Source organism: Sorangium sp. KYC3313, from assembly GCF_052075895.1.
GTDB classification, from domain to species: domain Bacteria; phylum Myxococcota_A; class Polyangia; order Polyangiales; family Polyangiaceae; genus Sorangium; species Sorangium cellulosum_B.
On the sequence record NZ_CP197255.1, the window covers coordinates 5143239 to 5168021 of the forward strand.

Annotated in this window: 19 protein-coding genes and 3 tRNA genes; 16 read left to right on the plus strand and 6 right to left on the minus strand. The window is 71.1% G+C overall.

The window, feature by feature from the left end:
* The 8 genes from ACSRUE_RS20165 to ACSRUE_RS20200 all read left to right on the plus strand — a co-directional run bounded on the left by ACSRUE_RS20165 (position 1) and on the right by ACSRUE_RS20200 (position 8790).
* Positions 1-2688 carry a type VI secretion system Vgr family protein gene (locus ACSRUE_RS20165; protein ID WP_441292398.1) on the plus strand — a complete coding sequence of 896 codons (2688 nt, stop codon included), beginning with the start codon at positions 1-3 and terminating at the stop codon, positions 2686-2688.
* Between the two features lie 22 nt (positions 2689-2710).
* A complete protein-coding gene (locus ACSRUE_RS20170) occupies positions 2711-3724 on the plus strand; it encodes a DUF2169 family type VI secretion system accessory protein (protein ID WP_441292399.1) in 1014 nt (337 codons plus the stop codon).
* The gene (locus ACSRUE_RS20175; protein WP_441292400.1) at positions 3721-4755 is read left to right on the plus strand and encodes a beta-ketoacyl synthase N-terminal-like domain-containing protein; all 1035 of its coding nucleotides are present in this window, start codon (positions 3721-3723) and stop codon (positions 4753-4755) included. The genes ACSRUE_RS20170 and ACSRUE_RS20175 overlap by 4 nt, the downstream gene beginning before the upstream one ends.
* Before the next feature lie 2 nt (positions 4756-4757).
* The gene (locus ACSRUE_RS20180; RefSeq protein ID WP_437765826.1) at positions 4758-5132 is read left to right on the plus strand and encodes a PAAR-like domain-containing protein; all 375 of its coding nucleotides are present in this window, start codon (positions 4758-4760) and stop codon (positions 5130-5132) included.
* A gap of 76 nt (positions 5133-5208) precedes the next feature.
* Positions 5209-7242 carry a hypothetical protein gene (locus tag ACSRUE_RS20185; RefSeq protein WP_441292401.1) on the plus strand — a complete coding sequence of 678 codons (2034 nt, stop codon included), beginning with the start codon at positions 5209-5211 and terminating at the stop codon, positions 7240-7242.
* Between the two features lie 159 nt (positions 7243-7401).
* A complete protein-coding gene (locus tag ACSRUE_RS20190) occupies positions 7402-7611 on the plus strand; it encodes a class I SAM-dependent methyltransferase (protein WP_441292402.1) in 210 nt (69 codons plus the stop codon).
* Complete coding sequence (locus ACSRUE_RS20195) at positions 7608-7781, plus strand: hypothetical protein (protein ID WP_441292403.1); 174 nt, start codon at positions 7608-7610, stop codon at positions 7779-7781. The genes ACSRUE_RS20190 and ACSRUE_RS20195 overlap by 4 nt, the downstream gene beginning before the upstream one ends.
* 49 nt (positions 7782-7830) lie before the next feature.
* Complete coding sequence (locus tag ACSRUE_RS20200; RefSeq protein ID WP_441292404.1) at positions 7831-8790, plus strand: hypothetical protein; 960 nt, start codon at positions 7831-7833, stop codon at positions 8788-8790.
* A gap of 254 nt (positions 8791-9044) precedes the next feature.
* Here the strand turns inward: ACSRUE_RS20200 and ACSRUE_RS20205 are convergent, their stop codons facing one another.
* The 5 genes from ACSRUE_RS20205 to ACSRUE_RS20225 all read right to left on the minus strand — a co-directional run bounded on the left by ACSRUE_RS20205 (position 9045) and on the right by ACSRUE_RS20225 (position 15089).
* The gene (locus tag ACSRUE_RS20205; protein ID WP_441292405.1) at positions 9045-11111 is read right to left on the minus strand and encodes a toxin-antitoxin system YwqK family antitoxin; all 2067 of its coding nucleotides are present in this window, start codon (positions 11109-11111) and stop codon (positions 9045-9047) included.
* 66 nt (positions 11112-11177) lie between these two features.
* Positions 11178-13550, minus strand: coding sequence for a hypothetical protein (locus ACSRUE_RS20210; RefSeq protein ID WP_441292406.1), 2373 nt, complete (start codon positions 13548-13550; stop codon positions 11178-11180).
* Between the two features lie 450 nt (positions 13551-14000).
* Positions 14001-14177, minus strand: a complete 177-nt coding sequence (locus ACSRUE_RS20215) for a hypothetical protein (RefSeq protein ID WP_441292407.1) — start codon at positions 14175-14177, stop codon at positions 14001-14003.
* A gap of 40 nt (positions 14178-14217) precedes the next feature.
* On the minus strand, positions 14218-14484 hold the full coding sequence (locus ACSRUE_RS20220) for a hypothetical protein (protein ID WP_441292408.1): 267 nt from the start codon (positions 14482-14484) through the stop codon (positions 14218-14220).
* Positions 14481-15089 (minus strand): hypothetical protein, encoded by a 609-nt coding sequence (locus ACSRUE_RS20225; protein WP_441292409.1) that lies wholly within the window; start codon positions 15087-15089, stop codon positions 14481-14483. The genes ACSRUE_RS20220 and ACSRUE_RS20225 overlap by 4 nt, the downstream gene beginning before the upstream one ends.
* A gap of 50 nt (positions 15090-15139) precedes the next feature.
* Here ACSRUE_RS20225 and ACSRUE_RS20230 point away from each other — a divergent pair, with 50 nt between their 5' ends.
* The 3 genes from ACSRUE_RS20230 (at position 15140) to ACSRUE_RS20240 (ending at position 19055) form a co-directional block, all read left to right on the plus strand.
* Entirely contained in the window at positions 15140-16792 is a 1653-nt protein-coding gene (locus tag ACSRUE_RS20230; RefSeq protein WP_441292410.1) for a Ppx/GppA phosphatase family protein, read from the plus strand.
* 214 nt (positions 16793-17006) lie between these two features.
* The gene (locus ACSRUE_RS20235) at positions 17007-18488 is read left to right on the plus strand and encodes a hypothetical protein (RefSeq protein WP_441292411.1); all 1482 of its coding nucleotides are present in this window, start codon (positions 17007-17009) and stop codon (positions 18486-18488) included.
* Positions 18489-18641: 153 nt separating this feature from the next.
* Positions 18642-19055, plus strand: a complete 414-nt coding sequence (locus ACSRUE_RS20240) for a hypothetical protein (protein WP_437293542.1) — start codon at positions 18642-18644, stop codon at positions 19053-19055.
* A 44-nt stretch (positions 19056-19099) separates the two neighbouring features.
* Here ACSRUE_RS20240 and ACSRUE_RS20245 read toward each other — a convergent pair whose 3' ends face one another.
* Positions 19100-20818: an NAD-dependent malic enzyme gene (locus ACSRUE_RS20245; protein ID WP_441293108.1), complete on the minus strand. Its 1719-nt coding sequence runs from the start codon at positions 20816-20818 to the stop codon at positions 19100-19102.
* Positions 20819-21045: 227 nt separating this feature from the next.
* Here ACSRUE_RS20245 and ACSRUE_RS20250 point away from each other — a divergent pair, with 227 nt between their 5' ends.
* The 5 genes from ACSRUE_RS20250 to ACSRUE_RS20270 all read left to right on the plus strand — a co-directional run bounded on the left by ACSRUE_RS20250 (position 21046) and on the right by ACSRUE_RS20270 (position 24779).
* A complete protein-coding gene (locus ACSRUE_RS20250; protein WP_441292412.1) occupies positions 21046-22113 on the plus strand; it encodes a protoporphyrinogen/coproporphyrinogen oxidase in 1068 nt (355 codons plus the stop codon).
* Positions 22114-22205: 92 nt separating this feature from the next.
* The gene (locus tag ACSRUE_RS20255; RefSeq protein ID WP_441292413.1) at positions 22206-23447 is read left to right on the plus strand and encodes a tetratricopeptide repeat protein; all 1242 of its coding nucleotides are present in this window, start codon (positions 22206-22208) and stop codon (positions 23445-23447) included.
* Positions 23448-24360: 913 nt separating this feature from the next.
* Positions 24361-24434 (plus strand) — tRNA-Lys (locus ACSRUE_RS20260).
* A gap of 101 nt (positions 24435-24535) precedes the next feature.
* Positions 24536-24607: transfer RNA gene (locus ACSRUE_RS20265), tRNA-Asn, on the plus strand.
* 99 nt (positions 24608-24706) lie between these two features.
* Positions 24707-24779: transfer RNA gene (locus tag ACSRUE_RS20270), tRNA-Pro, on the plus strand.
* Positions 24780-24783 lie beyond the last annotated feature (4 nt).

Here is a 24783-nt window from a genome sequence, read left to right on the forward strand (position 1 = left end):
ATGGCACCGCGGACGCTGCTCACGCTCTTCCGGGCCCAGGCGATCGAGTCGCGCGACATCATCGGATTCCGGGTCGAGCGCCGGCTCGGCCTCGTCACCACGGCGGAGGTCGAGCTTCGCTCCGCGATCTACGTCGATCCGGACGAGCTGCTCGGCAGCCCCGCGTACCTCGCCTTCGGCCGGGGAGGCCCGGAGCACGAGATGCACGGGGTAGTGACCGACGTCGAGATCGCCGCGACGCCGACGAACGACGGCGTTCGGAGCACCTCGTACCGGATCCACCTCACCTCGTGGATGGGGCTGCTCGAGCGCGAGGTGGACTGCCGCATCTATCAGGACCAGGACGTGAAGGAGATCGTCTCGGCGGTGCTGCGAGGGGCTGGTATCGACGACCAGCGCCAGTCATGGCGCCTCGTGAGCAGCTATCCGAAGCGCACGTACTGCGTGCAGTACAACGAGAGCTCGCTGGCGTTCGTCTCGCGGCTTCTCGAGGAGGAGGGCATCACCTTTCACGCCGAAGCCGGCGACGCTGGCGAGATCGTCGTCTTCGAGGACGACAGCACCGCGAGCGACCCCATCGACGGGAACAAGGAGGTCCCCTACCGCTTCGGCGCTGGGCTCGACGGCGTCGAGGACGCGATCTGCGTCCTCGTGCGGCGATGCCGCACGGCGACTGGCAAGGTGGTCCTGCGTGACTACGACTTCGAGGCGCCGGAGATCGACCAGACGGTGACCGCGGCGGCGGAGACGGACGCGGATCTCGAGGTGTACGATGTTCCGGGGCGGTACACCGAGCGACGCGAGGGAGAGCGGCTCGCCCGGGTTCGGCTGGAAGCGCTGCAGGCCGAGCGCGCGTGCCTCACGCTGGATTCCGGCTGCGCGCGGCTCAGCGCGGGCCGCTGGTTCACGCTCGTCGACGCCCCCGATGAGCTCGACGGCGACCATTTCATCACCGCTGCTGTGCACGAGCTGCACGACGGGACGTACGTCGTCCGCGCCACGACCGTTCCGAGGGCCGTCCGTTACCGTAGCCCGCAGCGGACGCCGGCGCCGATCATCGAGGGCCCGCAGACGGCGGTGGTCGTCGCGCCGAAAGGCGCGCCTGCCGAGGACATCCATACGGACGCGCACGGCCGGTGCAAGGTCAAGCTTCACTGGGATCGCCACGGCGAGAGCGATGATACGGCGTCGTGCTGGATCCGCGTGGCGCAGCCGCAGGCGAGCGGGGCGATCCTCCTGCCACGGGTGGGGTGGGAGGTCATCGTCGGGTTTCTGGAAGGAAACCCCGACAGACCCGTCGTGACGGGGCGCGTCTTCAACGGCCGATTCAGGCCCCCCTACGCGCTGCCTGATGGAAAGTCGCGCAGCGCGCTGCGGACGAGCTCGTCGCCGGGTGGCTCGGGCGCGAACGAGATCCGCCTCGAGGACAAGGCTGGACACGAGGAGATCAGCATCAGGTCCCAGCGGAACACGACGCTCGCGACGGCGAACAACAAGACGCGCTCCACCGGCGTCAACGAGTCGAAGAGCGTCAAGGTCGACGCGCAGCTCTCCGTGGGCGCGGATCAGAAGATCCAGGTGACCAACGGCTACCTGGCCACCGTCGACGGCGCGCAGACCACGAGCGTGGGCGGCAATCGATCGGTGCAAGTGAACGCCGTCTATGGGCTCACCGCCAAGGGGGAGAGCGCGACGGTGGTGGGCGGCACGCAGAAGGAGATGATCGGCAATCCGGCGAGCGCGCTCCTGTCGCTCGCCGCGAGCGCGCCGACAGAGGCCGCGACGGCGGAGGCGCGCCGCGCGCTGGAGGCGCTCGACCGGGCGGCGGTGGCGAAGGTCAACCAGATGATGGTGCCAGTCCACGCGCTGGAGACCCAGCTCGGGGAGCTGGGAGCTGCCATGGACGCCATGAACGTCGGGGACATGGGCGCCACGACGAAGGCGCTCGACGCGGTGGCCAGCCTGCCCTCGCCGGCCGCGTTCGGCGCGTCCCTCGGGGCAGCCGCCGGCGGGCCAGCGGCCTCGGGCGATGGATCCGGCTGGTTCGACGCGCTGCTCGGAGGGGCGATGAATGCCGGCCCGGCGCGCCCCGGCCATGCGTCGGGCCTTGGCGCGGACGGCGGTGCTGGCCCCTCGGGCGCCCCCGGGGCGACGAAAGAGGGCGTATCGGCGGGCAGCTCGGCGTCGGACAGCGCCACCGGACCGGGGCACTCTGTGAACGTGTGCGCCTCGACGCACGACGAGACCGTCGGGGGCATGAAGGCCACGATCGCGGCAGCCGGCATTCACACGACGGTCGGGGGAGCGCGGTCGCAGCGGATCGGCGCTGCGCGGATCGAGCTCGTCGCCGGTACGCGGGCCGAGACGTGCCTGGCCGACAAGACGGAGCAAGCGGCCGGCCTTGTCGTCGTGAGCGGCGCGCCGGAGGCCGAGACGGTCGGCGGTAGTCGCACGACGATGGTGGGCGGCGCCGTGGTCGACAAGATCGGCGGCTCGCATTCCGTGATGGCGGGCGGTAAGGGCATGTTCATCGGGGCGTTTCACAAGGTGGACGCCGCGGGCGCCATCGTGTTCAAGTGCGGATCGAGCGAGGTGGTCATCGACGGCGGAGGGGTGACGATCAAGGCCGGGCTCGTCACGATCACGGCGCCGAACGTCAGGTTGAAGCGCAACGTATCGTTGCTGTGAGGCAGCCATGGATCCGCCGCGCATGGACAACAGGACCGATTTCGTCGCCGCGCCGTTCCTGCTCGTCGGCAAGGAGGGCGAGCGCCTCGTCGTCGTGGTGAAGGCGACGTTCGTCTCGGTCGAGGGGCAGAGCGAGCTCGAGATCTCGGACAGCGCGGAGCAGCGCCGGATCCGCAGCGCCGACGTGCCGTGGGGTGATCCGGAGAAGAGCAGCATCAAGTATCCTTCGGATCTCTGCGTCGCCAAGCCGGGCACGGACGTGATCGTGGTGGCGGCGGCGCACGCGCCCGGCGGACGGGCCGTTCCCTTCTTCGACGCCGGCGTGCGGCTCGGCAGCCTGGAGAAGGTCGTCCGGATCTTCGGATTACGTGTCTGGGAGGCGAACGGCGCCGGGCTGTCGAAGCCGCGCCCTACGACCGGCATCGAGGTGCGGTACGACCACGCGTGGGGCGGGCTCGATCGGAGCGATCCGTCGCACCCTGTCGAGGAGCCCAGGAATCCGGTGGGGATGGGGATCGCGCGCGACCCGGAAGCGCTCACGCACAAGCCCGCGCCCTTCATCGAGGACCCGGCGGATCTCATCCGCTCGGTGAGCACGCGCCCGGCGCCTGCAGGGCTCGGCGCGATCGGCCGCCACTGGGAGCCACGGCGGCGTTATCTTGGGACCTATGATGTTGCCTGGCAAAGGCAGCGCGCGCCTCTCTTGCCCCTGGACCACGACGATCGCGCCAGTTCGTGTGCCTCACCGGGGCTCGTCGCGACGCCGGCGGTGCGCGGTGGAGAAGAGGTGGTCCTGCTCAACCTCACGCCGGATCAGGGAACGATGGTATTTCGACTGCCCAGGACCGCCGTGACGGTCGCCATGAGGGTCAGGGGGCGCGCGCCTGAGATCCTCTTACCTGAACTCGATACAGTTCTGATCGACGCGCTCGCTCCTCCAGGCGTGGTTGTCGAGCTCGTGTGGCGCGCGTCGTTCCAGGCGCCGCGGCGCATGAAGGACGTCGAGATCGTCGTGACCGAGACGGAGGCCGGGTGAGCGCAGTCGGGGTCGTCGAGGTCGGGGCACGCACGCCGATCGGGCTGAACGCCCGACAGACGGGGTTCTTGCTGCGCGCGGGCTTCCCGGCCGTCGCAGAGGCGCCGCTCGCGAACTCGGCCGGCGAGGCGATCACGATGGGATTCGTGCCGGCGATCGATCCGCGCATCGTGGGGCCGGAGCGGCTCGTCCTGCTCGCGGCGCCCGCGTTCGAAGAGGCCGTCTCGCGGATCGGCGACGGCAAGATCCTGGTCCAGCTCGCGCTGGACGAAGGAGTTCCGGACGCGCCTGCGGCGACGAAGCTCCTCGCGGCGGCGGTGAAGCGTTCGACGCCGGCGGCGGTGGAGATCGTCGCAGGCGGCGAGGCGGCGCTGGGGCCGCTCCTGCTCGAGGCGCTGAACGCGCTCTCGTCGATGCAGGTCGACGCGGTGATCCTGGGCGGCGTCCACAGCGATTACGACCCGCGTGCGATTGCGGCGCTCGAGGAGAGCGGGCGGCTCTTTTCTCCCGACAACCTGGACGCGCGCATTCCGGGGGAGGGGGCGGCGTTCTTCGCGCTGATGCGCGACGCGGACGCGGGGCGGCGGGGTCTCCGCACCGTCGCGCGCGTGGTCGGCGTGGGCACCGGGCACGAGCGCGCTGGGCCCCACGACGACGCGCCCGCCTACGAGGCGTTCGGACTGACCAGCGCGACGCGGCAGGCGGCCGAGCCGCTGGCGCGGGCTGGGCAGACAGCGGGGTGGATGTTGACCGATCTCACGGGCGAGATGCGGCGGCTCCGCGAGTGGCAGGCGGCGTTCGTCAGGCTGCAGGATGTGCTCGGCCGCCCGTATGTCATCGAGTCTCCAGCGCAGCGGATCGGTTATCTGGGTGCCGCGGCGATGCCGCTGTTCGTCGCGATCGCGGCGACGGCGTGGGAGCACGGGGTTGCGCCGTCGCCGGTGGCCATCGCGGCTGCCGGGAACGACGGCGGGGCGCGGGCCGCGGTGGTGCTCGCGAGCGCAGCGCGAACATCGGACGGAGAGGGGTGAGCATGAGCATCACAGCTTGCATGATGGATTGCATCACGGCCAGGTCAGGGCACCAGATGGTCCCGCTGGCGGTCAGCGTGTGCACGACGCCGGCCGCACCGAGCCCGATCCCGGTGCCCTATCCGGTGTTCGCGAGCTCGGCCGAGGGCATCAAGAACGCGCCGGTACGAACGAAGATGGGCGGCGCGAAGATCCTGACGGTGGGATCGAGCTTCAAAGCATGTCACGGCAACGAGCCAGGGACGATGAAGGAGGTGGTCAGCCTCAACACGGGCGGTCCGTCGTTCATCGTGATGGGGGCGCCGGTCGTGTTCGTGGAGCTCGGGATGGTGGGCACCACCGGCAGCCCAGGATTCTTGAACAAGGGAGGGCTTTGAACCATGTCGATCCGCGGCAGGCGCGCCGCTCCCGCAGGGAACGTGCGCAGGGAAGGGTTCAGGTAAGGCGGCGCGCATGTCCGACGACCTCGCCGCCTGCGACGCCGACGCGCCCTGGGTCATGCATTGGGAGCGCGCGCATTCGCTGATTCACGCGGTCGCGCGCTTCATCGAAGGACAGCGTGAGCCGAGCGCCCACCTTGCGCCTGCAGCGCGCAAGCTCGAGAGCGGCCTTGGCGCGCTGTACGATGCGTTCGATGGCCGTGCTGATCGTGGGACGGCCGTGGGGCGCGCGCACGGGCATGTATGGGCGGCGGCTGTTCTCCTGGCGCAGGCGGGCCTGCCTCGGATGCTCGCTTCGCTCCGGGACGCCTGCGCAGCGCTCGTCGCCGCCGAGGAGCGTCTCTCCACCGCGTCGCTCGCCGGATCGAGCGCTCCCGTGCTTCGCGCGGGCGTCGATCTCCCGCCGCTGCACGTCGTCGGGCGGGCTTCGCTCGTACCGTCGTTCCGCGCGCCGAAGGTGGCTGAGCCCGCGCCTGAAGAGCCCGAGCCCGCGTCGGCGGAGCCGAGGACCTTCGATGAGCTCGCGGCCATGGCCGAGGCGATGCGCCGCCTGGCGACGGAGCGGAGGATGGCGCTCGTTCGTCCTGCCAGGCCAGCACCGAGGCCGGTCAAGCCGGTCCCGGCTCGAGAAGCGGCTCCTCCCGGGTTCGCGTTCGCGCCGGCGGCCGCGGTCTCGGAGGAGGATTTCGTCCGTCGCTGGTCGCGGGTGTGCTTCGAGGAGATCGGGATGCTCGGAGTCCAGCGGGCGCCGCTCCCTGGAGACGACTGGCGTTCATGCCGAGCTCTGGAGCAACGCATGGTCGCTGCCATCGACGCGCTGGCCGCGCTCGGTCCGACGGCGATCGCGCACATCGAGCCGCTGGCGATGGATGCGCCGACCGCCGAGCCGATGCGCGTCTTTGCGGCCGCGATCATCGGAGGGTGCATCGAGGGGCGTGACACGCTCGCCTGTGCCGAACGGGTGCTCTTCCGGTTCGGCGCAGGTGATCCGGTCGTCGCCGAGGCGTTCGTATCCGCCATGAAGCTCGCGCGGAGCCCGTGCCTGCCCAGCAGCCTGAGGGCCTTGGCCGCGTCGTCCGAGCGCGGGTGCCGGGCGATCGCCGTGGAGCTGCTGGCATACCGCGGCTGGCTCACGCCCACGGAGCTCGAAGCGCTGAGCGATGAGGAGGACGCGCGCATCTTCGCGTACGGGTTGTCTGCGCTCGCCGCGGTGAGACATCCGCGCTTCGACCGGGCGCTGGAGCGGGCGCTCGCACACGAAAACCTCGACGTCCAGGCGACGGGGCTCGATGCCATGTTGATCGCGGCGCACGGGCGAGCGGCCGAGGCCGCGCGCAGGGCGGCCCAGGGAGCGCTCGGGGACCGGGCGCTGGTGCGGCTGGCGCTGGTCGCCGGCGAGGAGGACGCCTGGTGGCTGCTCGAGCGAATGCGGCGCTCTCCAACACCCTCGGCAGTCGAGGCGGTCGGGTGGACTGGGCTCGTGGAGGCGATCCCGAGCCTGCTGGATCTGCTGGAGTGCGCAGCGAAGGACGTCGCGCTTGCCGCCGGCGCCGCGCTCGATCGGCTGCTCGGCGCGGGCCTTGTCGAGGACATGGAGGTCGACGCGGCGGCGCTGCAGGACGTGATGGTGATCGATCCGGATCCGGAGCCGTTTCGTGGACGTCGGCCGCTCGGAGAGCTGGTGGGCGATCCGCGCGATCGCGCGCCGGTCGGGTCGAAGGAGACGCTCGGTGTGCCGTCGACGGATCCTGCGCGCTGGCGGGCGTACTGGTCGGAGCACCGGGCGAGCTTTGACCCGAAACATCGGTTGCGACGCGGGCAGAAATACGCACCATCGGTGTCGCTTCAAGAGCTGTCGATGCTTGCGCTTCCGATCGAGGATCGGAGGTGGTTGTCGAGGGAGCTGGCGGTGCAGACAGGGAGATGGTCACACTTCGATCCGCACGATTTCGTGGCGGAGCAGGAGCGGTGCTTGGGGGCGTGGCAGGCGATCCTCCAGGCTGCGAACGAAGCTCCAGGGGCCTGGGGGCAGCAGCATAGAAGATAGGTACGAGGTCAGCCCAACGCACGGCGAAGCTGCGTCTTCGCGTCCAGACGACCTCCGACGGATGCGCCGGCGCGGCGCTCCGGCGCGCGGGCCCTGCCAGCGCGGCGCCGGGCGTCGGCACGGGCCCTGCTCGTCGACATCGCCCGGCAGAAGGCCCGCGTGAACCTCGCGACCGCGGTCGGCCGCGCCGAGGACCTCTCCGCCTTCGCCTCGAAGCGCTTTGACGTCGTGTACCTGAACAGCGTCCTTCACTGGTTGAACGAAGCGCAGAAGGAGCGCGCCATCGCCGAGGCGGCGCGCGTGTTGAAGCCGGGTGGCAAGCTCGGATTCAGCATGGGATCCACGCCGCCGACGTCGACGAGATCTTGAGGCACAGCGGGTCGAGCTCGTTCGGCAACCACCTCTCGCACCTGAGCCCCGAGGAGAAGCGCGAGGTGCGAGAGCGGCTCGCGAAGGAGCTTGAGGCGTTCCGCACGCCGCAGGGGATCCGGCTCGAGCGCAACCTCATCTTCGCGATCGCCCACACGGCAGGCAACTAGCGCCGAGCGGCTTCACCCCCGTCTGGGATGGTGTTATCGTCGCGCGGCGATGCCGCAGCGCGAGGACTTCTCGGAGAGGGCTGGCGATCTGGAACGCCTGGGAGTCCCTCCGCACGTCGTCCAGTACATCCGCGATCAGATTTTCCCGAACTGGCGCGCTCGGTACGCGGGCTATGTCGTCCTGGTGGTCGTGCTGACGCTCGGCGTCACGGTCGCCGCGGCCGCGGCGGTGTCGTGGTTCATCGGACGGCTGGAGGCGCAGCGGCTCCAGCGGGCCTATTTCGTCGCCTCCAATCATGGATGGAGCGTGGCGATGCTCGGTCTCGGCGTTTTCTTGCTGGCCGGCGGCTTTCTGTCGCGGCTCCACCGTCGCTTCAGCCGACGGTTCGCGGAGTACGCGGCCATCAGGAACCTGATCAGCGCGATCGACGCCGAGGGCGCCGCCGGCGGGCTCACGCGCGCTCAGCTGCGCCGGGAAATCGAGATCGCTGGCGCGACTGATCCTCCCACGTTCCTTCATCAGCATGGCTATCTCCTGGCGCGTTACCTGGTGATCGCCGGCGCTTCTCTGCTGGCGCTCTGGGTGCCTTCCGTGCTTGCGGACGTCCAGGACTACGACCTCGGGACGGAGCGCGGCGTCGAGCGACATAGCCTGTTCGGTACGGAGCTGCTCCCGTGGACATCGCTGAAGAAGGTGGAGACGGGCTGCTCCGATCTCGAGGAATCACCCCCCAGCGGCCACTTCGAGCTCGTCTTCGACGGCAGCGCCAGGGTGGATGCCTTTCCTGAGCCGCCGGATCGAGCGTCCTTGTGGAGCTTGTGGGAGCTCAACCTGATGTTGCGAGGGCGTGCGGTGCCGGTCGAACAGGCCCGGTTCGAGAGAGGGATACATGCCGGTGAGCAAGTCTGGGCGGCCGGATGCGTCGAGGCGGTGGCAGGCCGGGCCGGCGTGGAGCCCGGGATGGTCGGCGCGCTGCTGATCACGACCGAGGACCTGGAGGCGCCGTAGCTCCGAGATCTCGTCGAGTTGACGCTCGCGTGCCCGTTGGATCCGTCGATCTGCGCGACGTCGACGTCGGGACATCGGAGCGGATCGACCCGGCTGATCCGCCCCCCCGCAGGCCATGGAGGGAAGGCATAGCCGATGCTCTCCGGCGTGTGTCCCGGCGTACTGAGCGCGCGGATGCGCAGCCCGATCAGGTCGAGCTCCTCGCCGTCCCGCATCCGGACGTCGCTCAAGCCGGAGCCGCCCTGACTCGGCGCTCACGCCGCGCGGATATCGCTCTGGAACGGGGAGATGTTCTCCCGGAACATGAGCCACACGAAGAGGCAGCGCATCTCGAAGTACTCGTCGGCCGCGATGCCCGCGAGCGAGGGGTCGAGCTCGCCGATCTCGTGCCCCTCCCAGAGGAAGCCTGGCACGCCGCGCGCCCGGCTGACGAGCCCGCCGCTCTGCAGCTGGTCGCGCGCGCGGAACCAGCGGGTGAGCGACATGTTGACCGCCGCCGTGAAGTCGGGCCGGCGCGCGATGCGCTCCGGCAACGCGACCCGGTCGAGGCCGGCCGACCAGCAAAGCCAGCAGAGGGCGGCCCACTCGGCTCGGGCCCTCCGCATCAGGAGAGAGACCGGCAGGGCTCCTGGGTCGAGCGCCTCGTCGACGGTGAGCTCGACGGTCTCGACGCCATTCTCGGTCTCCTCGGTCAAGGTCGCCGCTGTCCGCGCGAGCTCCACCGGCCCGTCCGGCAAGAGGTGTGACAGGTCGGGCGGGAGCCACGGACAGGGCTCCGTGCCCGGCAAGCCGCGCTGCACGGCCTCGCGCAGGCGAAGCAGGCGGGTGGCGTAGAGCCGGACCTTCTGCTGAACCTGCTCGAGCGGCTGATCGAGCTCGACCGTGGCCGATGCGTCGCCGGGCATCGGATCGATGGCCTGGCGCGCCGGCCAGAAGGCGAACTCCGGGTACAGCAGCCGCACGAAGGTCCTGAGGTGCTCGGCCACGGCGGGGGCCTCGGCCTCGACGCGGTCGGCGTCCTCGAGCACCCCGCGCGTGTCGCCGAGCTCGAGCCGCAGGAGCGCGCGCGTGATGCAGGTCGAGCGGCGCTCGGGCACGAGCAGCAGCGCCGCCTCGACGAGCGAGAGCGCGACGCGACGCGAGCCCCGGAAGACGGCGGCGAGCGTGCGGTACGCCGCGCTCGGCTCGGCGCCGAGCAAGAGCTCGTCCAGCACGCCGAGCGCGGTCGCGTCGGACGCGTCGAGCAGCGCTCGCCCGCGTTGCTCCACGACCTCGGGTTTCGGCTGCAGCGTCGCGCCGCGCAGGAACTCGGCGAGCCTCTCTCGCTCGCCCCCGCGGGCCGCCGCGCGGGCCGCGGCGCAGCAGGCCTCGCGCGCGCGGCCGTCCTGCAAGAGCTCTCGCGCGAGGGCCCAGACGCGCTCGGCGTCCCACGCCGCGATGTCTTCGGCGAGCGCGGGCGACGCGCCGAGGCTCGCCTCGTCGATGGCCGCGCCGAGCTCGCGTCGCACCACCGGCGCCCCGTCCGCGTCGAGCCCCGTGAACGCTCCGACCGGGTGACCGTGCGCATACTGGCCGCGCTCCTCGCGCACGCGCCGGTCGAGGTAAGGGCTCGTGTCCGGATCGGGAAACCAGCGGACGAACGGGCCGTGGAACCGTCCCTGGGGATCGAAGTGCCGCTCCTCGGAAGGGCGGCCCAGCGCGTCGTACCGGAGCTCGCGATGACGCGCGCCAGCGCGAATCTCGATCTCCTGAGAGGGCTTGCCCTCGCGGGTGAAGTAACGGTCGATGAGCGAGGCCGAGGCTCCGTCCTCCTCGCGGACCAGCCATCGTTGCGAGCCGTGGTCGTAGTCGGCCTCTCCGGCGAGGCCGGCGGGTTGGTCGGGCCAGCGGGAGCCGTCCGCGGAGATCGGGTACCCGTCGCGGTCGTGAAAGACCTGGCGCACGATGCTCCCTTGCCGATAGCGCGTTCGCAGCTCCCAGGCGCCGGGCGGCACACAGCACGGTCGTAGCCTGAGCTCCGTCGGGGCGTCGCTGCCGTACACCACCACCTCGCCGTCGAGCTCGCCGCCCCGGTAGCGCCCGCGCTGCGCGGGTTGGCCGTTCGGGTGGAACAAGGTGAACGGCCCGTCCTTCACCCCGCCCGCGTAGCAGCAGCGCGAGAGCAACGAGCCGTCGCTCGCGCGGTAGACGTGGCACTCGCCCGAGCGACGGCCGTCGGCGTCGGTCTCCACGAGCTCGAACGTGCCGTGCTCGGGGTTGTACCTGGCTGAAGGAGGAATCGACGGAGGCCGCTCCGCGCCGTGGTGTGCCGTGGAGCCCACGCATCGCAGTCTATCGGCTTTTGCGCCGAGAAGGCGGCCCTTCACGCTGATTGCAAAGATCCACGGCTACTGGTTGGCGGTGTCGCCGGAGCAGATGACGAACTGCGTCGCGCCGTCCAGGGCTGCGCCGTCGCCGGTGAACCGGACCTGGCGGCGCTCTGTGGACGGGCACTTGGCGACGACTTCGTCTCGGCCGAAGCCGAGCCGCGGGTCGACATAACACCACCCGTGCACCTTCTCGCCGCCGACCTCGACCGGCGCAGGAGGCACCGTGTTCTGGCACGCCGCGAGCTCGTCCGGCGTTCTCAGCTGCTCGACCTCGCAGACGCAGTTCCAGCCGTTCGCCGCCGCCACCGGATCCTCGAGCACCATCCGCTTTGCGGCGAGGTTCTCGTGGAGCACCTCCCGCCGCGCGGTGAGCCCGTCGCAGCCGCACTTCCCCTCGGCCGTGCTCCGCGCCTCGAGGACGAGGCAGCTGACCTGTCCGCTCTCGTTCGGCTGGAGCGCGCGGGGCAGGCACTGCCCGCCGAGCTTCGTCTTCAGGCGATCGACGATCGCGCCGATGGCCGGCCGATAGCCGAAGTCGAGCCTGTCCTCTTCCGTGAACTCGAGCTGCGCCGGGCACACGGAGCCGACGATGCCCTGCTCCCCGAGGTCCCGGATGAGCTCGAGCTGCCGCAGGCCCGGATAGGCCTTCGCGCTGACCTGGAGGTTGCTGTCGGTGCCGTCGGGGTTGTCCTTGCACAGGGGGCTGTCTCGGTCTTCAGTGCTCTTGCAGTCATCGCCCGTCACGGGCTCGCGCAACGGGAACGTGCAAGCGTACTGGAGGTCGCCGAAACCCGGGTTGGGGTTCCATTCATGGCCGTTGATGGTGTTGGCGTCGTCCGGCGAGCCCGGGCTGGCGATGCGCGTCCCGGTGATCGGGTTCTCGCCCTCGCGGGGGAGCGGCGACTCGATCATGTGGGGATCGCCGGGGCTCCGGCGCGACTTCGGATCTCCTAGGATGATGTCCCAGGTGCTCGCGAAGCCCGCGTTCGGGGCGCTCAGCTCCTTGGCGCTCTTGAAGCCGCCGACGCGGTTGCCGCCCTGGTCCCTGCCTTCCCGGAGATCGGGCTGACCCGCGTCGTCCTGGCGCGCGATGTCCTGCCACGGGACGCCCACGAGGCCCGCGAAGAACACGTACTCCGGCGGACGGACCGCGCTGTTCTCGTCGTCCGGGTCGAGATCCGAGAAGATCGGGTTGTCGACGAGATTGCCCTGGTGATCCTGGATCCGCGCCTGCGTGAGCGCGTCCGTGTAGCGGTCGATCGGGTAGAGCAGATCGATGCCGAACCGGCGCTTCTGGTCGAAGCAGCGCAGGTTGTGCGGATCCTCGTTCGGGAGGAGCGTCTTGGGCTGTCCCTCCGGGCCGCAGGTCTCCTCGTCCAGCGGGCACTCGCCCCTGGGCGATCCGCAGGACTTGCAGCACGGGTCGTCCAGGCCCTTCTCCGCGCACTCCCTGCGCGGCGCGAACATCCGAAAAACGTCGCCGTCGTCGTCCTTCTGCCTCGCGACCCAGAAGGCGTTCCCTCCCTCCTTGATGGAACAGTCGTTCTCGTCCGACAGCATGACGATCGCGAGGAGCGAGTCCGGCCGCAGGAACGCCTTGCGCTGATCCAGGAGCTTCCTGTCCACGCCGCGCCGCTCCGCCTTGCCGTTCACCACCTCCAGGGTCTCGTAGGGCGCGGGGTCCACGAGGAAGCGGTACCAGCTCTCCAGCTGCGACTCGAAGCCGCAGCCGTTGTCGGCCACCCCTCGGACCATGTTCGTCAGCGTCGGGACCAGGCCGCGCCCCGCGCCGTCGTCGAGGATCGACTCGCCCGCGGGGCTGAGCTTCTGCTCCGGATCCCAGGCGAGGAACCCCAGGTTCTGGTAGGTCGGCGGGTCGTTGTCTGCGTCGTTGCGGTCGTCCCTGTCGCTCCGGGCGATGAGGTGCCCCTTGTCGTTGTTGAAGAAGGCGAGCGTCTCCTCGGGGCACGAGTCCGCGCCATGGCTGCCGAGGCTCGTGCTGATGATCCCGATGTGGATGTCGACGACGGGCTCGAACTCGCGCTCCTTGCCGCTCGGGCAGCGGCCGTCCTCCCGCGGCGGGGACGAATCCAGGGAGTTCAGCGGATCGATGCACCGGGGGTCGACCAGGCGCCTCACGAGGTCGGGAACGGCCAGCGCGAGGATGTCCTGCTTGTCCTTCATCGACGATGAGTTGTCGATGGTCAGGAGGAGATCGATCTTGTCGACGTGCCGCGGGAGCCGCTCGACGACGGTGCCAGTCGTGCGCGTGTCCTGATGGGCTATCGGGCGGCTCAGGCACCCCGGGAGGAGGGATGTGCCGCCGACGACGAGGGAGCACAAAAGCGACGCTGCCGCGCGGGCAGCGCTGGACGGAGGACGAGCGGGCATGGATCCTTCCTTGCGCGAGAGATGGAGTGGGCCCTTCGCGCGCCATGCGCGCGGAGCCGGCGCGCCCGTCTCGCGCGGAGTGGGTGACAGGCCGCCTGGCGATCGCGTATCAGACGCCGAGAGGGGGTGGTCTCTTGGCTACGTGGCGAGAGGAGCGCGACCCCATCACGAAATCCACGAACTATGGGGAGGCCGCGGCGCGGTGGCCGCGTCGCACAGCGGCGGCACATCCGCCGTAGCGGCTCGCGGCACGGCCGGCACACCCGCCATCGCGGGTGGAGGCGCCGCCGTCACGGCACGGGCGGCACAGCGGCCATCGCGGGCGGAGGCGCCGCCGCCTCGTCGGAAGCGGAGGCGGCGTGCGCCGGCATGCAATGGTGTTGAAAAATTGCGTATGTGAAGGAATCGTGAAGGCCGGGCGCCAGGGCGTCCTCGGCCGGCGGCGGGAGCTCAGCTCTCGGCGGAGGCGGCCGTCTCGGCGCCAGCGACGAGCGGCGCGTACTGGGTGAGGAACTTGCTCCAGCGCTTGTGCTTGCGGCCGGGCTTCCGGGAGCTCTGGGTGCTCCGCTCCTGCTTCTGGGTGACCTTGAGGGTGAGGTGCTGGTGCTGGCGCGTAGGGCGATGCATGGCGGCGGATGCTGCTCGAACGCGCCCCGCTCCGCAAGCCTCAACGCGACGGAGCCCGCGCCTGCTCGCTCCGTGCGTCCCGCTCCGTCCCCAGCCGGCCGAAGCTGTGGATGCCGTAGATGAGCACCAGCAGCGCGAGCACCGTGAGCCCCATGCCCGCGTCCGACGGCCCGACGCCGACCAGCGCGAGCCCGGCGACGAGGAGCAACCCCCCGCCGCCGAGCGCGCGTCGCGCGCGCTCCTCGGCGTCTCGCTCTCTCCTGTGCCCCCGGCGGCGCGCCGGCCCGCCCTCCTCGCGCGCGCTCACTGGAACTTCTGCGTCCGCGCGTAGGTGATGAAGTCCTGCACGTCGCGCGTCAGCTCGCGCTCGGCGGTGATCGTCGTGCGCTCGTGCGACTCGCCGACGAGGTCGTCGTAGAGGTAGTTCTGCTGATAGAGGAGCACGAGGCGGATGGCCCCGTCCGGCCCGCCGCGGACGATGCGCAGCTTCTCGTCCCGGCCGTTCGGCGGCGGGATCGCGGCGCCGAGCGCCTGGGCGTCCTCCTCGGTCACGTAGACGACGCCGTACGAGCGGCTCTGCACGCCGACATCGACGCGCACCTTCTGCCCGCTGGTCAGCTCGACCTCGCGCCCGCGCGCCGGCTGCGTGCCCTCGTGCGCCATCGCCCGGCGGATCACCTCGATCGCCCTGCGCTCGTCGAGGGCGCGCATCGGGTTCGGCGCGCGCGCCTCGCCGCCGCTGCACCCCGCCAGCGCGAGCGCCGCGGCCGCGATCCCCAGCGCGGCGCGCGCGCCGCCGAGGAGACGGCGCGCGTCTCGAGCCTGCCCGGGCGCGAGCGCGCGCGCTGAAGGCCGATGCTGAAGGGGGCCGAGATGGGGAGCCCCCGAGCCTTGATGAAGCTTCCTCGACATGAGCGGCATGAGAGTAGCCAACCGCCCGGAGCTTCGCTACTTCTCCCGACATGGCGCGGCTCGCTGCGATCGACATCGGATCCAACGCCATCCGGCTGCGCATCGTCGACGTCGATCCCCCGGCGCTCGGGGCGTTCGGGGCCGGCTGGGATCCGGCGCTCGCCGGGGCCGCGACCGGCGCGCCGCGCTTCCACCCGTTCCGCGATGTCCATTCGGATCGCGCGTCGGTGCGTCTCGGGCACGACGTGTTCACGAAGGGCCGGCTCGAATCCGGGGTCATCGGCGCCGCCTGCGAGGCGCTCCGGCGCTTCCGCACGGCGATGGATGCGGCCAAGGTCGACCGCTACCGCGCCGTGGCGACGAGCGCCGCGCGCGAGGCCCAGAACGGCGACCTCTTCGTCGAGCGCGCCGCGCGCGAGGCCGGCGTCCACGTCGAGGTCATCGAGGGGGTCGAGGAGGCGCGCCTCGTCCAGCTCGCCGTCCGCGAGCGCGTGGCGCTCGGCGAGCGGACCGCGCTCCTCGTCGACATCGGCGGCGGCTCCACCGAGCTCACGCTGCTCCGCGGCCGCGAGGCCGTCTTCTCGCGCTCGCTCCCCGTGGGGACGGTGCGGATGGTCGAGGCCTTCCTCGAGGATCGCCGCCCGGTCGACGCGGGGCACCGGCGGCTCGTCGAGGAGTACGTCGATCGCGTCATGGTCGAGGCCACGCGCGAGATCGTGGAGCTGCTCGGCGAGGGGTCGGGCTCGGGGATCGATCTGCTCGTCGGCACGGGCGGCAACATCGAGACGCTCGCGGAGCTCTGCCCTGCGCCGGCCGGGTCCGCGGAGGGGCGGGCGATCGACGTGGCCGCGATGTTCCGCCTGCTCGACGAGATGGCGTCGAAGACGCCCGAGGAGCGCGCGCAGATCTACGGCCTGCGCCCGGACCGCGCCGACACCATCGTCCCAGCGGCGACGATCCTGGGCCGCGTCGCCCGCGCGTTCGCGCAGCGGGTCATCGTCGCTCCCGGGGTCGGGCTCAAGGAGGGCGTGCTCGTCGATCTCGCCCACGCCCACTTCCTCGGCCCCGACTTCCGCGGAGAGGCCGCCGCGGTCACCGACGCCTGCGTCCGGCTCGGCCGCCGCTACCACTTCGACGAGAAGCACGGCGCGCTCGTGGCCCGCTTCGCCGAGCGGCTGTTCGACGACCTCGCGCCGCGCCATCGCCTCGGCCAGCGCGACCGGATCCTCCTGCGCGCGGCGGCCCTGCTCCACGACATCGGCGACTTCGTCCGCTACGAGGGGCACCACAAGCACAGCTATTACGTGATCGCCCACAGCGATCTCATGGGCCTGACCCCGGAGGAGCGCGCGATCGTCGCGAACATCGCGCGCTACCACAGGAAGTCGCCGCCCAGCATGGACCACGACAACTTCCGCGCGCTCTCGCGCGACGCGCGCGCCAAGGTGAAGTCCATGGCGTCGATCCTCCGCATCGCCGACGCGCTCGATCGCGAGCACCGGGCCAAGGTCGCGGAGGTGAGCGGCCGCATCGAGGGCGACACGCTGGTGATCGAGGTGCAGGGCGCGGAGGACCGGGCGCTCGAGGAGTGGACGGTCGTCGCGAAGGCGGGGATGCTGCGCGACGCGCTCGGCCTGGAGGTGCGGATGGTCGACGCCACGCCGAGATCGCGCCCCCCTCCGGCCCCGAGCGCGGGCGGATGACGCGAGGCACCGCCGCGCTCGGGGCCGCTGACGCGAGGCGCCGCTGCGAGCGCGGGCGGGGTCGACGCCCGAAAAAGGCGCCGTGGCCTTTGCGTGGAGCCCTGCGGGCCACCATGAAGGTCGGCACGGGGGAGGTTCTGCCCCCGTGGAGGAGCGCGGCATTGCCGTACCGACGGGCGCGGCTGCGCCGCCGTGGAACAGGGGCGAGCGACCGTTGACGCTGAAATCTCCGAAGCTGATGGAGGCCCGCCGCGCCGCCGGCATCCTGAGGTCCGCCCTGCGCGGGCACACGGGCGATCTGACGCTCGCCGACGCGTCGGCGAAGAGCGGCCTGCCGCTGCGCGACGCGGAGAGCGGCCTGCACCTGCTGGTCAGCGAGCACCGCGGGCACCTCAAGGCGACGTCCGAAGGCGAGCTGCTCTTCCGCTTCCCGTACGGCTTCACCAAGCCGTGGGAGACCCGCACGCGCCTCACGCGCGCGCTCCAGGCCGTCCTCCGGGCCGCCGCCGGCGTGGCTCGCTTCGTCGTGCGGGCGTGGATCGCGATCGTGCTGATCGCGTACGTCGCGATCTTCGTCGGGATCCTGATCGCCCAGCTGTTCGCCCGCTCGAGCAGCGACTCGCGCAATCACGACGACGTCCCCGGATCGTTCGCCGGCTACTTCCTCTTTCGGCTGGTCCTCGACGCGATCTTCTGGACGTTCCACCCGTTCTCGCCGTTCGTGTGGACGGCCGAGCCGGCGTGGTCCTCGTCGCATGGCCGCCACCGCGGGGCGCTCGGGCAGCGACGCGACGAGACGCCCTTCTACGAGAAGGTGAACCGGTTCTTCTTCGGCCCGACGCCGGCGCCGCGCGATCCGCTCGAGGCCGAGAAGCTCATCCTGGCCGAGATCCGCGCGCAGCGGGGCCGGATCGGGCTGGCCGACGTGATGCGCGTGACGGGGCTCTCGCGCGACGAGGCGGATCCGCGGATGGCGCGGCTGATGCTCGACTACGACGGCACGGTCGATGTGTCGGAGGAGGGGGGCATCGTCTACCGGTTCGAGGCGATCCGGCGGACGGCGGCGGAGGCCCCGGCGCGGGCGCCCGCGCCGGTCTGGGCGAAGCGCGAGGAGCTGCCTCCGCTGACGGGGAACGGGCCGGGGATGAACGCGCTCATCGTGGCGCTCAACGGGTTCAACCTGCTGATGAGCCTCTACGCGCTCGGGGCCCACCTTACGCTGGACAACCTCGGGCTCCTGGCGCGGGGCGTCCCGATGGCGGAGCTGCCCGCCACGGGGACGGCGGTCGCGCTCGGGGTGGTGCCGCTCGTCTTCTCGCTGGCGCTCTTCGCGCTGCCGCTCGGCCGGGCGCTCCTGCGCCCGCTGAAGCAGCGGAGGCTCGCCCGGCAGAACGGCCGGCGGGCCGTGCTACGGGCGATCCTTGGTCGCGTCGGTGCGCGGCAGGGCCGGGAGCCGATCACGGAGGCGGTGCTCCAGCGGGCGTGGCGGGAGGCGGCGGGGGAGCCGCCCCGCTCAGAGGAGATCACCCGCGAGGTGGTCGCCCTCGGGGGCGACGTCGACCTCGAGGCCGGCGAGGGGATCCGGTACCGCTTTCCCGATCTGGAGACCGAGGCGAAGGCCCTCGAGGCCGAGCGGGAGGCCGCCTCCGAGGAAGAGGCGCGCGCCGGGAAGGTGATCTTCTCGTCCGACGCGTGAGCGCCGTCACAGACGGTTTTTTCTGTGGTGCTTGATGAGGGTGCTGACAAAAACCGTCGATGACGTGTGCGCGCGCACGGCGCCGCTCCGCAGGAAACCGCCGTTCATTGACGTGCTCTGGTCTGGACGTCTACGGTAGGGTGAATTCCCCTCATGTACTCCGTTGACAACAGGGCCGGTCGTCTCATCGAGGTGAGGCTCGCATCACCGCTCCCGACTGGCGAGGTCGACGCGTGCATCGCCCGGATCCAGGGCGTCGTGACCCAGAACCGGCACGGCGCTGTCGTCTGCATCGAGCTGCTCCAGGTCGACGTGCTCGCGCCCGAGAGCGCGGAGAAGTTCCTGGAGATGATGCGGGTCCAGAACGCCACGGTGCACCGGACGGCCTACCTGCTGCCGGTGTCGAACGCGATCCTGGGGCTCCAGGTCGAGCGCCTCATCCGGGACGCGCACAACTCGAGCCGAAAGGCGTTTCGCGACACCACCTCGCTCGAGGCCTGGCTCGTCCCGGTGATGACGATGGTGGAGGCGCAGCAGCTCCGGAAGTTCCTGTCCCAGCTCGGCTGAGGTGGGGCGCGGCGCGCGCCGCGGGCGCCCCACCGCGCCGGGCGCTAGCCGCGGACGAACGGCAGGTACTTCGGCTGCCAGAACCGCGCCTTCACATAGGCCTCGACATTCCCGGGGTCGACCTTCTTGCTCCTCGCCACGCCGTCCTCGAACGCCGCCCGGATGACCGCGACGGCGACGCGCGTGGAGACCTCCTGGAGCTCCTCCACGGGCGGGTAGATGAGCCCCTTGTCGAGGTGCTTCTCCGCCGTGTAGTCGACGAGCGCATACGCCGCCGCGAGCACCATGCCGTCCGTGATCTCGCGCGCGTCGGACAGGATGGAGCCGAACCCGAGCCCCGGGAAGATGAAGGCGTTGTTGCCCTGGCCGATGGGGATGGCCTTGCCGTCGACCTCCACGGGCGGGAACGGGCTGCCGGTCGCGACGAGCGCGCGGCCCTCGGTCAGGGCGAGGATCTCCTCGGGGAGCGCCTCGCAGGCGCTCGTCGGGTTGGAGAGGGCGAAGATGACCGGCCGCGGGGTGCTGGCGGCCATCGCCTTGATCACGGGCTCGCTGAACGAGCGCGGCTGCCCGGACAGCCCGAGGAGCACGGTCGCGCGCGTGTTCTCGAGGGTCTCGAGCAGCGTCGGCACGGCCCCGGCCTTCTTCCATGCGGCGATCTTCCCCGGATCCTGCGCGAACTTGCGCTTGTACTCCTCCATCGGGCGGTCCTTCGCGAGGAGGCCCTTCGAGTCGAGGACGAAGATGCGGGCGAGCGCCTCGTCCTCGGTGAGCCCCTCGCGGAGCATCCCCTGGCAGACGGCCCAGGCGACGCCGACGCCGCCCGCGCCCGCGCCGTGGATGACCACCGATTGGTCCCTGAGCCGCTCGCCGCGCAGCCTGCACGCGGCGACCACGCCCGCGAGGGTGACTGCCCCTGTCCCCTGGATGTCGTCGTTGAAGGAGGGGAGCACCTTCCGGTACCGATCCAGCACGGAGAAGGCGGCCTCCTTGGAGAGGTCCTCCCACTGGATGACGGCGCGGGGGCAGCTGCTCTTCACGGCGTCGACGAACCTGTCGAAGAAGTCGAAGTAGGCGTCGCCGCGCAGGCGGCGCTGGCGAACGCCGAGGTAGAACGGGTCCTCGATGAGATCGGCGCGGTCGGTCCCCACGTCGAGGACCACGGGCATCGTGTGGAACGGGCTCACGCCGCCGCCCGCGGTGTAGAGCGCGAGCTTGCCGATCGGGATGGCGAGCCCGCCGTAACCCTGGTCGCCGATGCCGAGGATCGCGGAGGAGTCGGTCGCCACGATCATGCGCACGTCCTCCCACGGGAAGCTCGCGAGCACGCGCTGGGCGCGATCGATGTTCGCGGGAGAGAACGAGACGCCGCGCGCGCTCTGATAGAGGAAGTTGAACTGCTGCACGGCCTCGCCCACGGTCGGTGTGTAGACGATGGGCAGCATCTCGCCGAGGTGGCGATTGAGCAGCGCATAGTAGAGGATCTCGTTGCGCTCCTGGAGCGCCCGCAGATACTGATACTTGGCGATCGGCGTCGGCTCGCGGCGAAACCCGCCATAGACGCGGGCGAGCTGCTGTTCCATGGTGTTGACCTGCGGCGGGAGCAGCCCGTCGAGCCCGAGGTTCACGCGCTCTTCCGGCGTGAAGGCCGTCCCCTTGTTGGTCATGACGAGCCTGAGGAGGGCGATTCCGTCGAAGTACACCTCCATGTACTCGCGGCCAGAGGCGTCTCTCTTGACGTCGAAATACTTTGAGATCCTCACCATCGAGGCATTCTAGACCGATGCGCGCGCGCCGGCGAGGGTTCCTTGAGCGCTCGAGCGCTCGAGCGGGCGAACTCGGGTGGCTCCCGGTCGGTGACTCGGGTGGTTCCCGCTCGGTGAACGGAGTGCTTCTCATCGTGTTATCGCCGGCGGGCGAACCCGGGCGGATCCTGCTCGCCGGACGCGGTGCTTCTCACATTGTTATCGCCTCGTGGTATAGAGGCGCGATGCGACGCATTGCCGTCATTGGAGGCGGTCTGGCCGGGTGCATCGTTGCGTTCCGGCGAGCGATGGCGGGCGACCAGGTGACGCTCGTCGAGGCGGCTCCGCGGGTCGGCGGGCAGCTCTGGACGGAGCGGGTCTCCGGCTTCGTCGTCGAGCTCGGCGCCGAGGGGTTCATCGCGCGGAGCGAGGCCGTCCCTGGGCTGGCGAGCGCGCTCGGCATCGCCGGCGATCTTGTCGGTCAGGAGACGCACCGGTCGTTCGGCTTCGACGGCGTCGCGCTGCGGGAGCTCGCGCCGGGCGAGGCGGCGGAGTTCCTCGGCTTCCAGGTGCCGCGCGACGAGCTCGGCAAGGGGATCCGGACCTTCCGCCTCGGGATGGCGCAGCTGACCGAGACGCTCGCGCTCGCGATCGCCGGGCGCGTCGACGTGCGCACCTCCGCGGCGGTCGCCTCGCTCGCGCCGGTGGCCGGCGGCTTCCGCCTCGCGCTCGCCGGAGGGGCCGAGATCGACGCCGGCGCGGTCGTCCTCGCCACCCACGCCGCCGGCGCGGCCGCGCTGCTCGGCGAGGCGGGGCGGGCGCTCCGCGACGCCGAGACGCTCTCCAGCGTGACCGTCTCGCTGGCGTACCCGCGCGCCGCGATCGAGCACCCGCTCGACGGCACCGGCTTCGTCCTCGCCGCGGGGCACCAGGCGCACGGCTTCCGCGCGTGCACGTTCACGACCTCGAAGTTCGCCGGGCGCGCCCCCGCCGGCCACGTCACGCTTCGCCTCTTCTTCCGCCCCGATCCGGCGGACCTCGAGCGGATGGGCGACGACGCCTGGACGGCGCGCGCCGAGGCCTCGCTCGCGCGCGTGCTGCGCGTGCACGGGCCCTCCGAGCGCGCGTGGGTCTCGCGCTGGTCGAGCGCGCTCCCGGTCTCCACCCCCGCGCACGCGGCGCGGGTCAGAGAGGTCGAGCTGGCGCTCGCCGGCAGCGGCGTGCTCCTTGCCGGATCGGCGTTCCACGGCTCCGGGATCGACGCCGCCGTGCGCTCCGCCGAGGCGGCCGCGGAGCGCGTCGGGGCCCTGTAGAGCGCTGTCGCGCTCCGGCGCTGCGGGCCGCGCGGCCTGCCGGCATCGATCTGCGATGACAGGCTCGACCCGGACGGGCGAGGATGCGCACCATGACCACGGAGTTCACCGGCCGTCGCTGCGCGCGCGACGTCGAGGGGCGCCTCGCGCTCGGCTTCATCGCGGCGTGCGTGGCCGCGGGCTGCCGTGACCAGCCGCCGCGGCCGACCGCCGAGAGCGCGCCGCCCGTCGCGGCGAGCTCACCTGCCGCCGTCGCGTCGGCGAGCAGCGCCGCGCCGCCGGCGCCGTCGGCGTTGCCCGCGTCGCCGGCCCTGCCCGCGCCGAGCGCGCGCCCGCTGACCGAGAAGGAGAAGCAGGCCCTCGCCACGTACAAGGCCGCGCTGGCGAGAGGCCGGCTCGCGACCAAGAAGCAGGACTTCAATGCGGCCATCCAGGCGTTCACCGAGGCGATCGCCGCGGACCCGAGCGACGCGCGGGCGCTCGCCGAGCGAGGCTTCGCGCACCTGACCGCGGGGGACAGCGCCGCGGCGGACGGCGATTTCAACGCGGCGCTCGCGGGGGCGGGCGATCCCGAGCTGCGCTCCCAGATCTGGTTCAACCTCGGGCTCCTGCGCGAGAGGGCGGGTGACGCCGAGGCGGCCCGGGTCGCTTACGCCAATGCGCACCTGCTCAGGCCTTCGGCGGCGACGCGCGGCAAGCTCGCCGGCAGATCGACGTGCACCGTGGAGGTCCGCAAGGCCGACCTCGAGGGCGCCGAGCTCGTGGAGGGGTGGACCGAGCTCCTCGCGCGCATCGGCACAGCCGAGGAGGCGCCCGGCGAGGCGACGAGCGAGGCCGCGGCGCGAGAGCGCCTGTGCAGGCCCGGCTCGACGTGGGCGGCCAACAGCCCGTGCGCCGGCGATCCGCCGTGGATCTTCTCTCGCGACTACATGATGTTCGTGCACCACAGCAACCATGTGGTCTTCCCCCGCAAGCCGGACGGGCTCCTGGTCGTGAAAGGCGGTCATTCGGGGGGCTGGCCCGCGCACTGCCATGGAATACGCAGCGTGAGCGGCTCGGTCGAGGGGGGGCTGCTCGTGGTCGAGAGCACCTTCGACGGCGCGGGCGCGGTCTACGACGGAGAGGTTAACGGCGAGATGCGCTGCCGGGACGGCGCGAGCTACCGCGAGCGGACGTTCTATGACGCGAGCACCGGCCGGGCGATCGTGGCGCTGCGCTGGCCGGCTGGGGGCGAGGCCGACGTGAAGGTGCAGGGCGGTCAGCTGGTCGTCTCCGGCGGCGGCTGTGACGAGCGAGTTCGGCTCGGCGCCAGCGTCGACGTCAGCACGAAATAAGCCACGAGGTGCGCTGCGCGCGGTCGCCTGCTGCCGTCGCTCCTGGCTCAGGGGGCCAGAGCGCCGTCGCAGGTCGCGCGTGACGCCCTCGGCATATGCAGGTCGAGGGCGGGCGCCGGCAAAAGGAAGACGGCGTGATTCCTCGATTGCGCCGACGATTGCACCGGCTGCGCCCGGACCGGGGAGCGCCAATGTCGAAGGCGCCGGAGGCACCGAAAAAAGAATCGACTCGAGGAACTTTTCTGTTGCGTAGCCCGTCTAAGAGCGGTACTTAGTCGGAACACGAGGATTCGCCATGTTCAGCCGTCGCGACCACCTGCAGCTCGTTACCATCCTGTCCAAGTCGGGAACGCCCGACGCGACCATGGCATGGGATCGCCTGCTGGGCGGTGAACATTGGGCGCATAATCCAGGCTACCCTTGCGGCCTCCGTCCGTCGCGGAAGCTCGGTAACCCGGAGAATAGCGCCTAGAGGCAGCTAAGCACGCGTCGAACGACGACGTTCGCGAAGGCCGCCTCGGGAAACCCAGGCGGCCTTCGGCGTTCTGGGGGCTTGTGGGCTGTCGGCTCGTTGCGGCTATCGGCCCGCTCGTGGGCTGGAGATCTGCTGTGGGCTGTCGGCCTGCCGGTGGGCTGGAGATCTGCTGTGGGCTGTCGGCCTGCTGTGGATCGCCGGCTGCCTGCGCGTCGAGGAGATGAGTTGTCTTGCGCGCAGCGCGCGACGTCGTCGCGCGTTGCGGTGGGGGAGTTGCGCCCGGAGAAAGGAGGCGCGGCAGAGAATGCGCCGGGAGCATTCGATTCGAGAATGAGCGCCGCGGCGCGCGTTCGCGGCGCCGGGTGACGCTTTCGCGGAATGGTCGACGTGCACTGGCTTGCTGACACGGCAGGCCATGCGGAGGTGTGCCCTCCGCGCGGACCCGTAGCTCAAATGGATAGAGCAGCCGCCTCTTAAGCGGACGGTCGGAGGTTCGATTCCTCTCGGGTCCACCTGTCCTCGTCCTCGCCGGCGCAGCCGCGCCGGCGGTGGGGGACACCTGATCTGTGACAATCCAGGATGACGTAGATGGAGGCGCGCTGCGCCTCCATGTTCCGGTGTAGCTCAATGGTAGAGCGCCCGCCTGTTAAGCGGGTGGTTGGAGGTTCGATTCCTCCCGCCGGAGCCGCGCCCCCATCGCGGGAGGCAGGCCCGCTTCGCTCGCGCGAGGCGCCGGCTCGCCGCCGGCCGGGGGCGCGTCGGCGCCTCGCTCGAGCGGGCGCTGCGGGATGTAGCCCAGTGGAAGGGCGCCTCATCTGGGGTGAGGAGAACCGCCGGTTCGATTCCGGCCATCCCGACGAT

Bases quoted from the DNA above. Each gene is read 5' to 3' on its own strand.
- ACSRUE_RS20165 (WP_441292398.1), top strand. From the start codon at position 1: ATGGCACCGCGGACGCTGCTCACGCTCTTCCGGGCCCAGGCGATCGAG.
- ACSRUE_RS20170 (WP_441292399.1), top strand. From the start codon at position 2,711: ATGGACAACAGGACCGATTTCGTCGCCGCGCCGTTCCTGCTCGTCGGC.
- ACSRUE_RS20180 (WP_437765826.1), top strand. From the start codon at position 4,758: ATGAGCATCACAGCTTGCATGATGGATTGCATCACGGCCAGGTCAGGG.
- ACSRUE_RS20185 (WP_441292401.1), top strand. From the start codon at position 5,209: ATGTCCGACGACCTCGCCGCCTGCGACGCCGACGCGCCCTGGGTCATG.
- ACSRUE_RS20200 (WP_441292404.1), top strand. From the start codon at position 7,831: ATGCCGCAGCGCGAGGACTTCTCGGAGAGGGCTGGCGATCTGGAACGC.
- ACSRUE_RS20210 (WP_441292406.1), bottom strand. From the start codon at position 13,550: ATGCCCGCTCGTCCTCCGTCCAGCGCTGCCCGCGCGGCAGCGTCGCTT.
- ACSRUE_RS20215 (WP_441292407.1), bottom strand. From the start codon at position 14,177: ATGCATCGCCCTACGCGCCAGCACCAGCACCTCACCCTCAAGGTCACC.
- ACSRUE_RS20225 (WP_441292409.1), bottom strand. From the start codon at position 15,089: ATGTCGAGGAAGCTTCATCAAGGCTCGGGGGCTCCCCATCTCGGCCCC.
- ACSRUE_RS20230 (WP_441292410.1), top strand. From the start codon at position 15,140: ATGGCGCGGCTCGCTGCGATCGACATCGGATCCAACGCCATCCGGCTG.
- ACSRUE_RS20240 (WP_437293542.1), top strand. From the start codon at position 18,642: ATGTACTCCGTTGACAACAGGGCCGGTCGTCTCATCGAGGTGAGGCTC.
- ACSRUE_RS20250 (WP_441292412.1), top strand. From the start codon at position 21,046: ATGCGACGCATTGCCGTCATTGGAGGCGGTCTGGCCGGGTGCATCGTT.
- ACSRUE_RS20255 (WP_441292413.1), top strand. From the start codon at position 22,206: ATGACCACGGAGTTCACCGGCCGTCGCTGCGCGCGCGACGTCGAGGGG.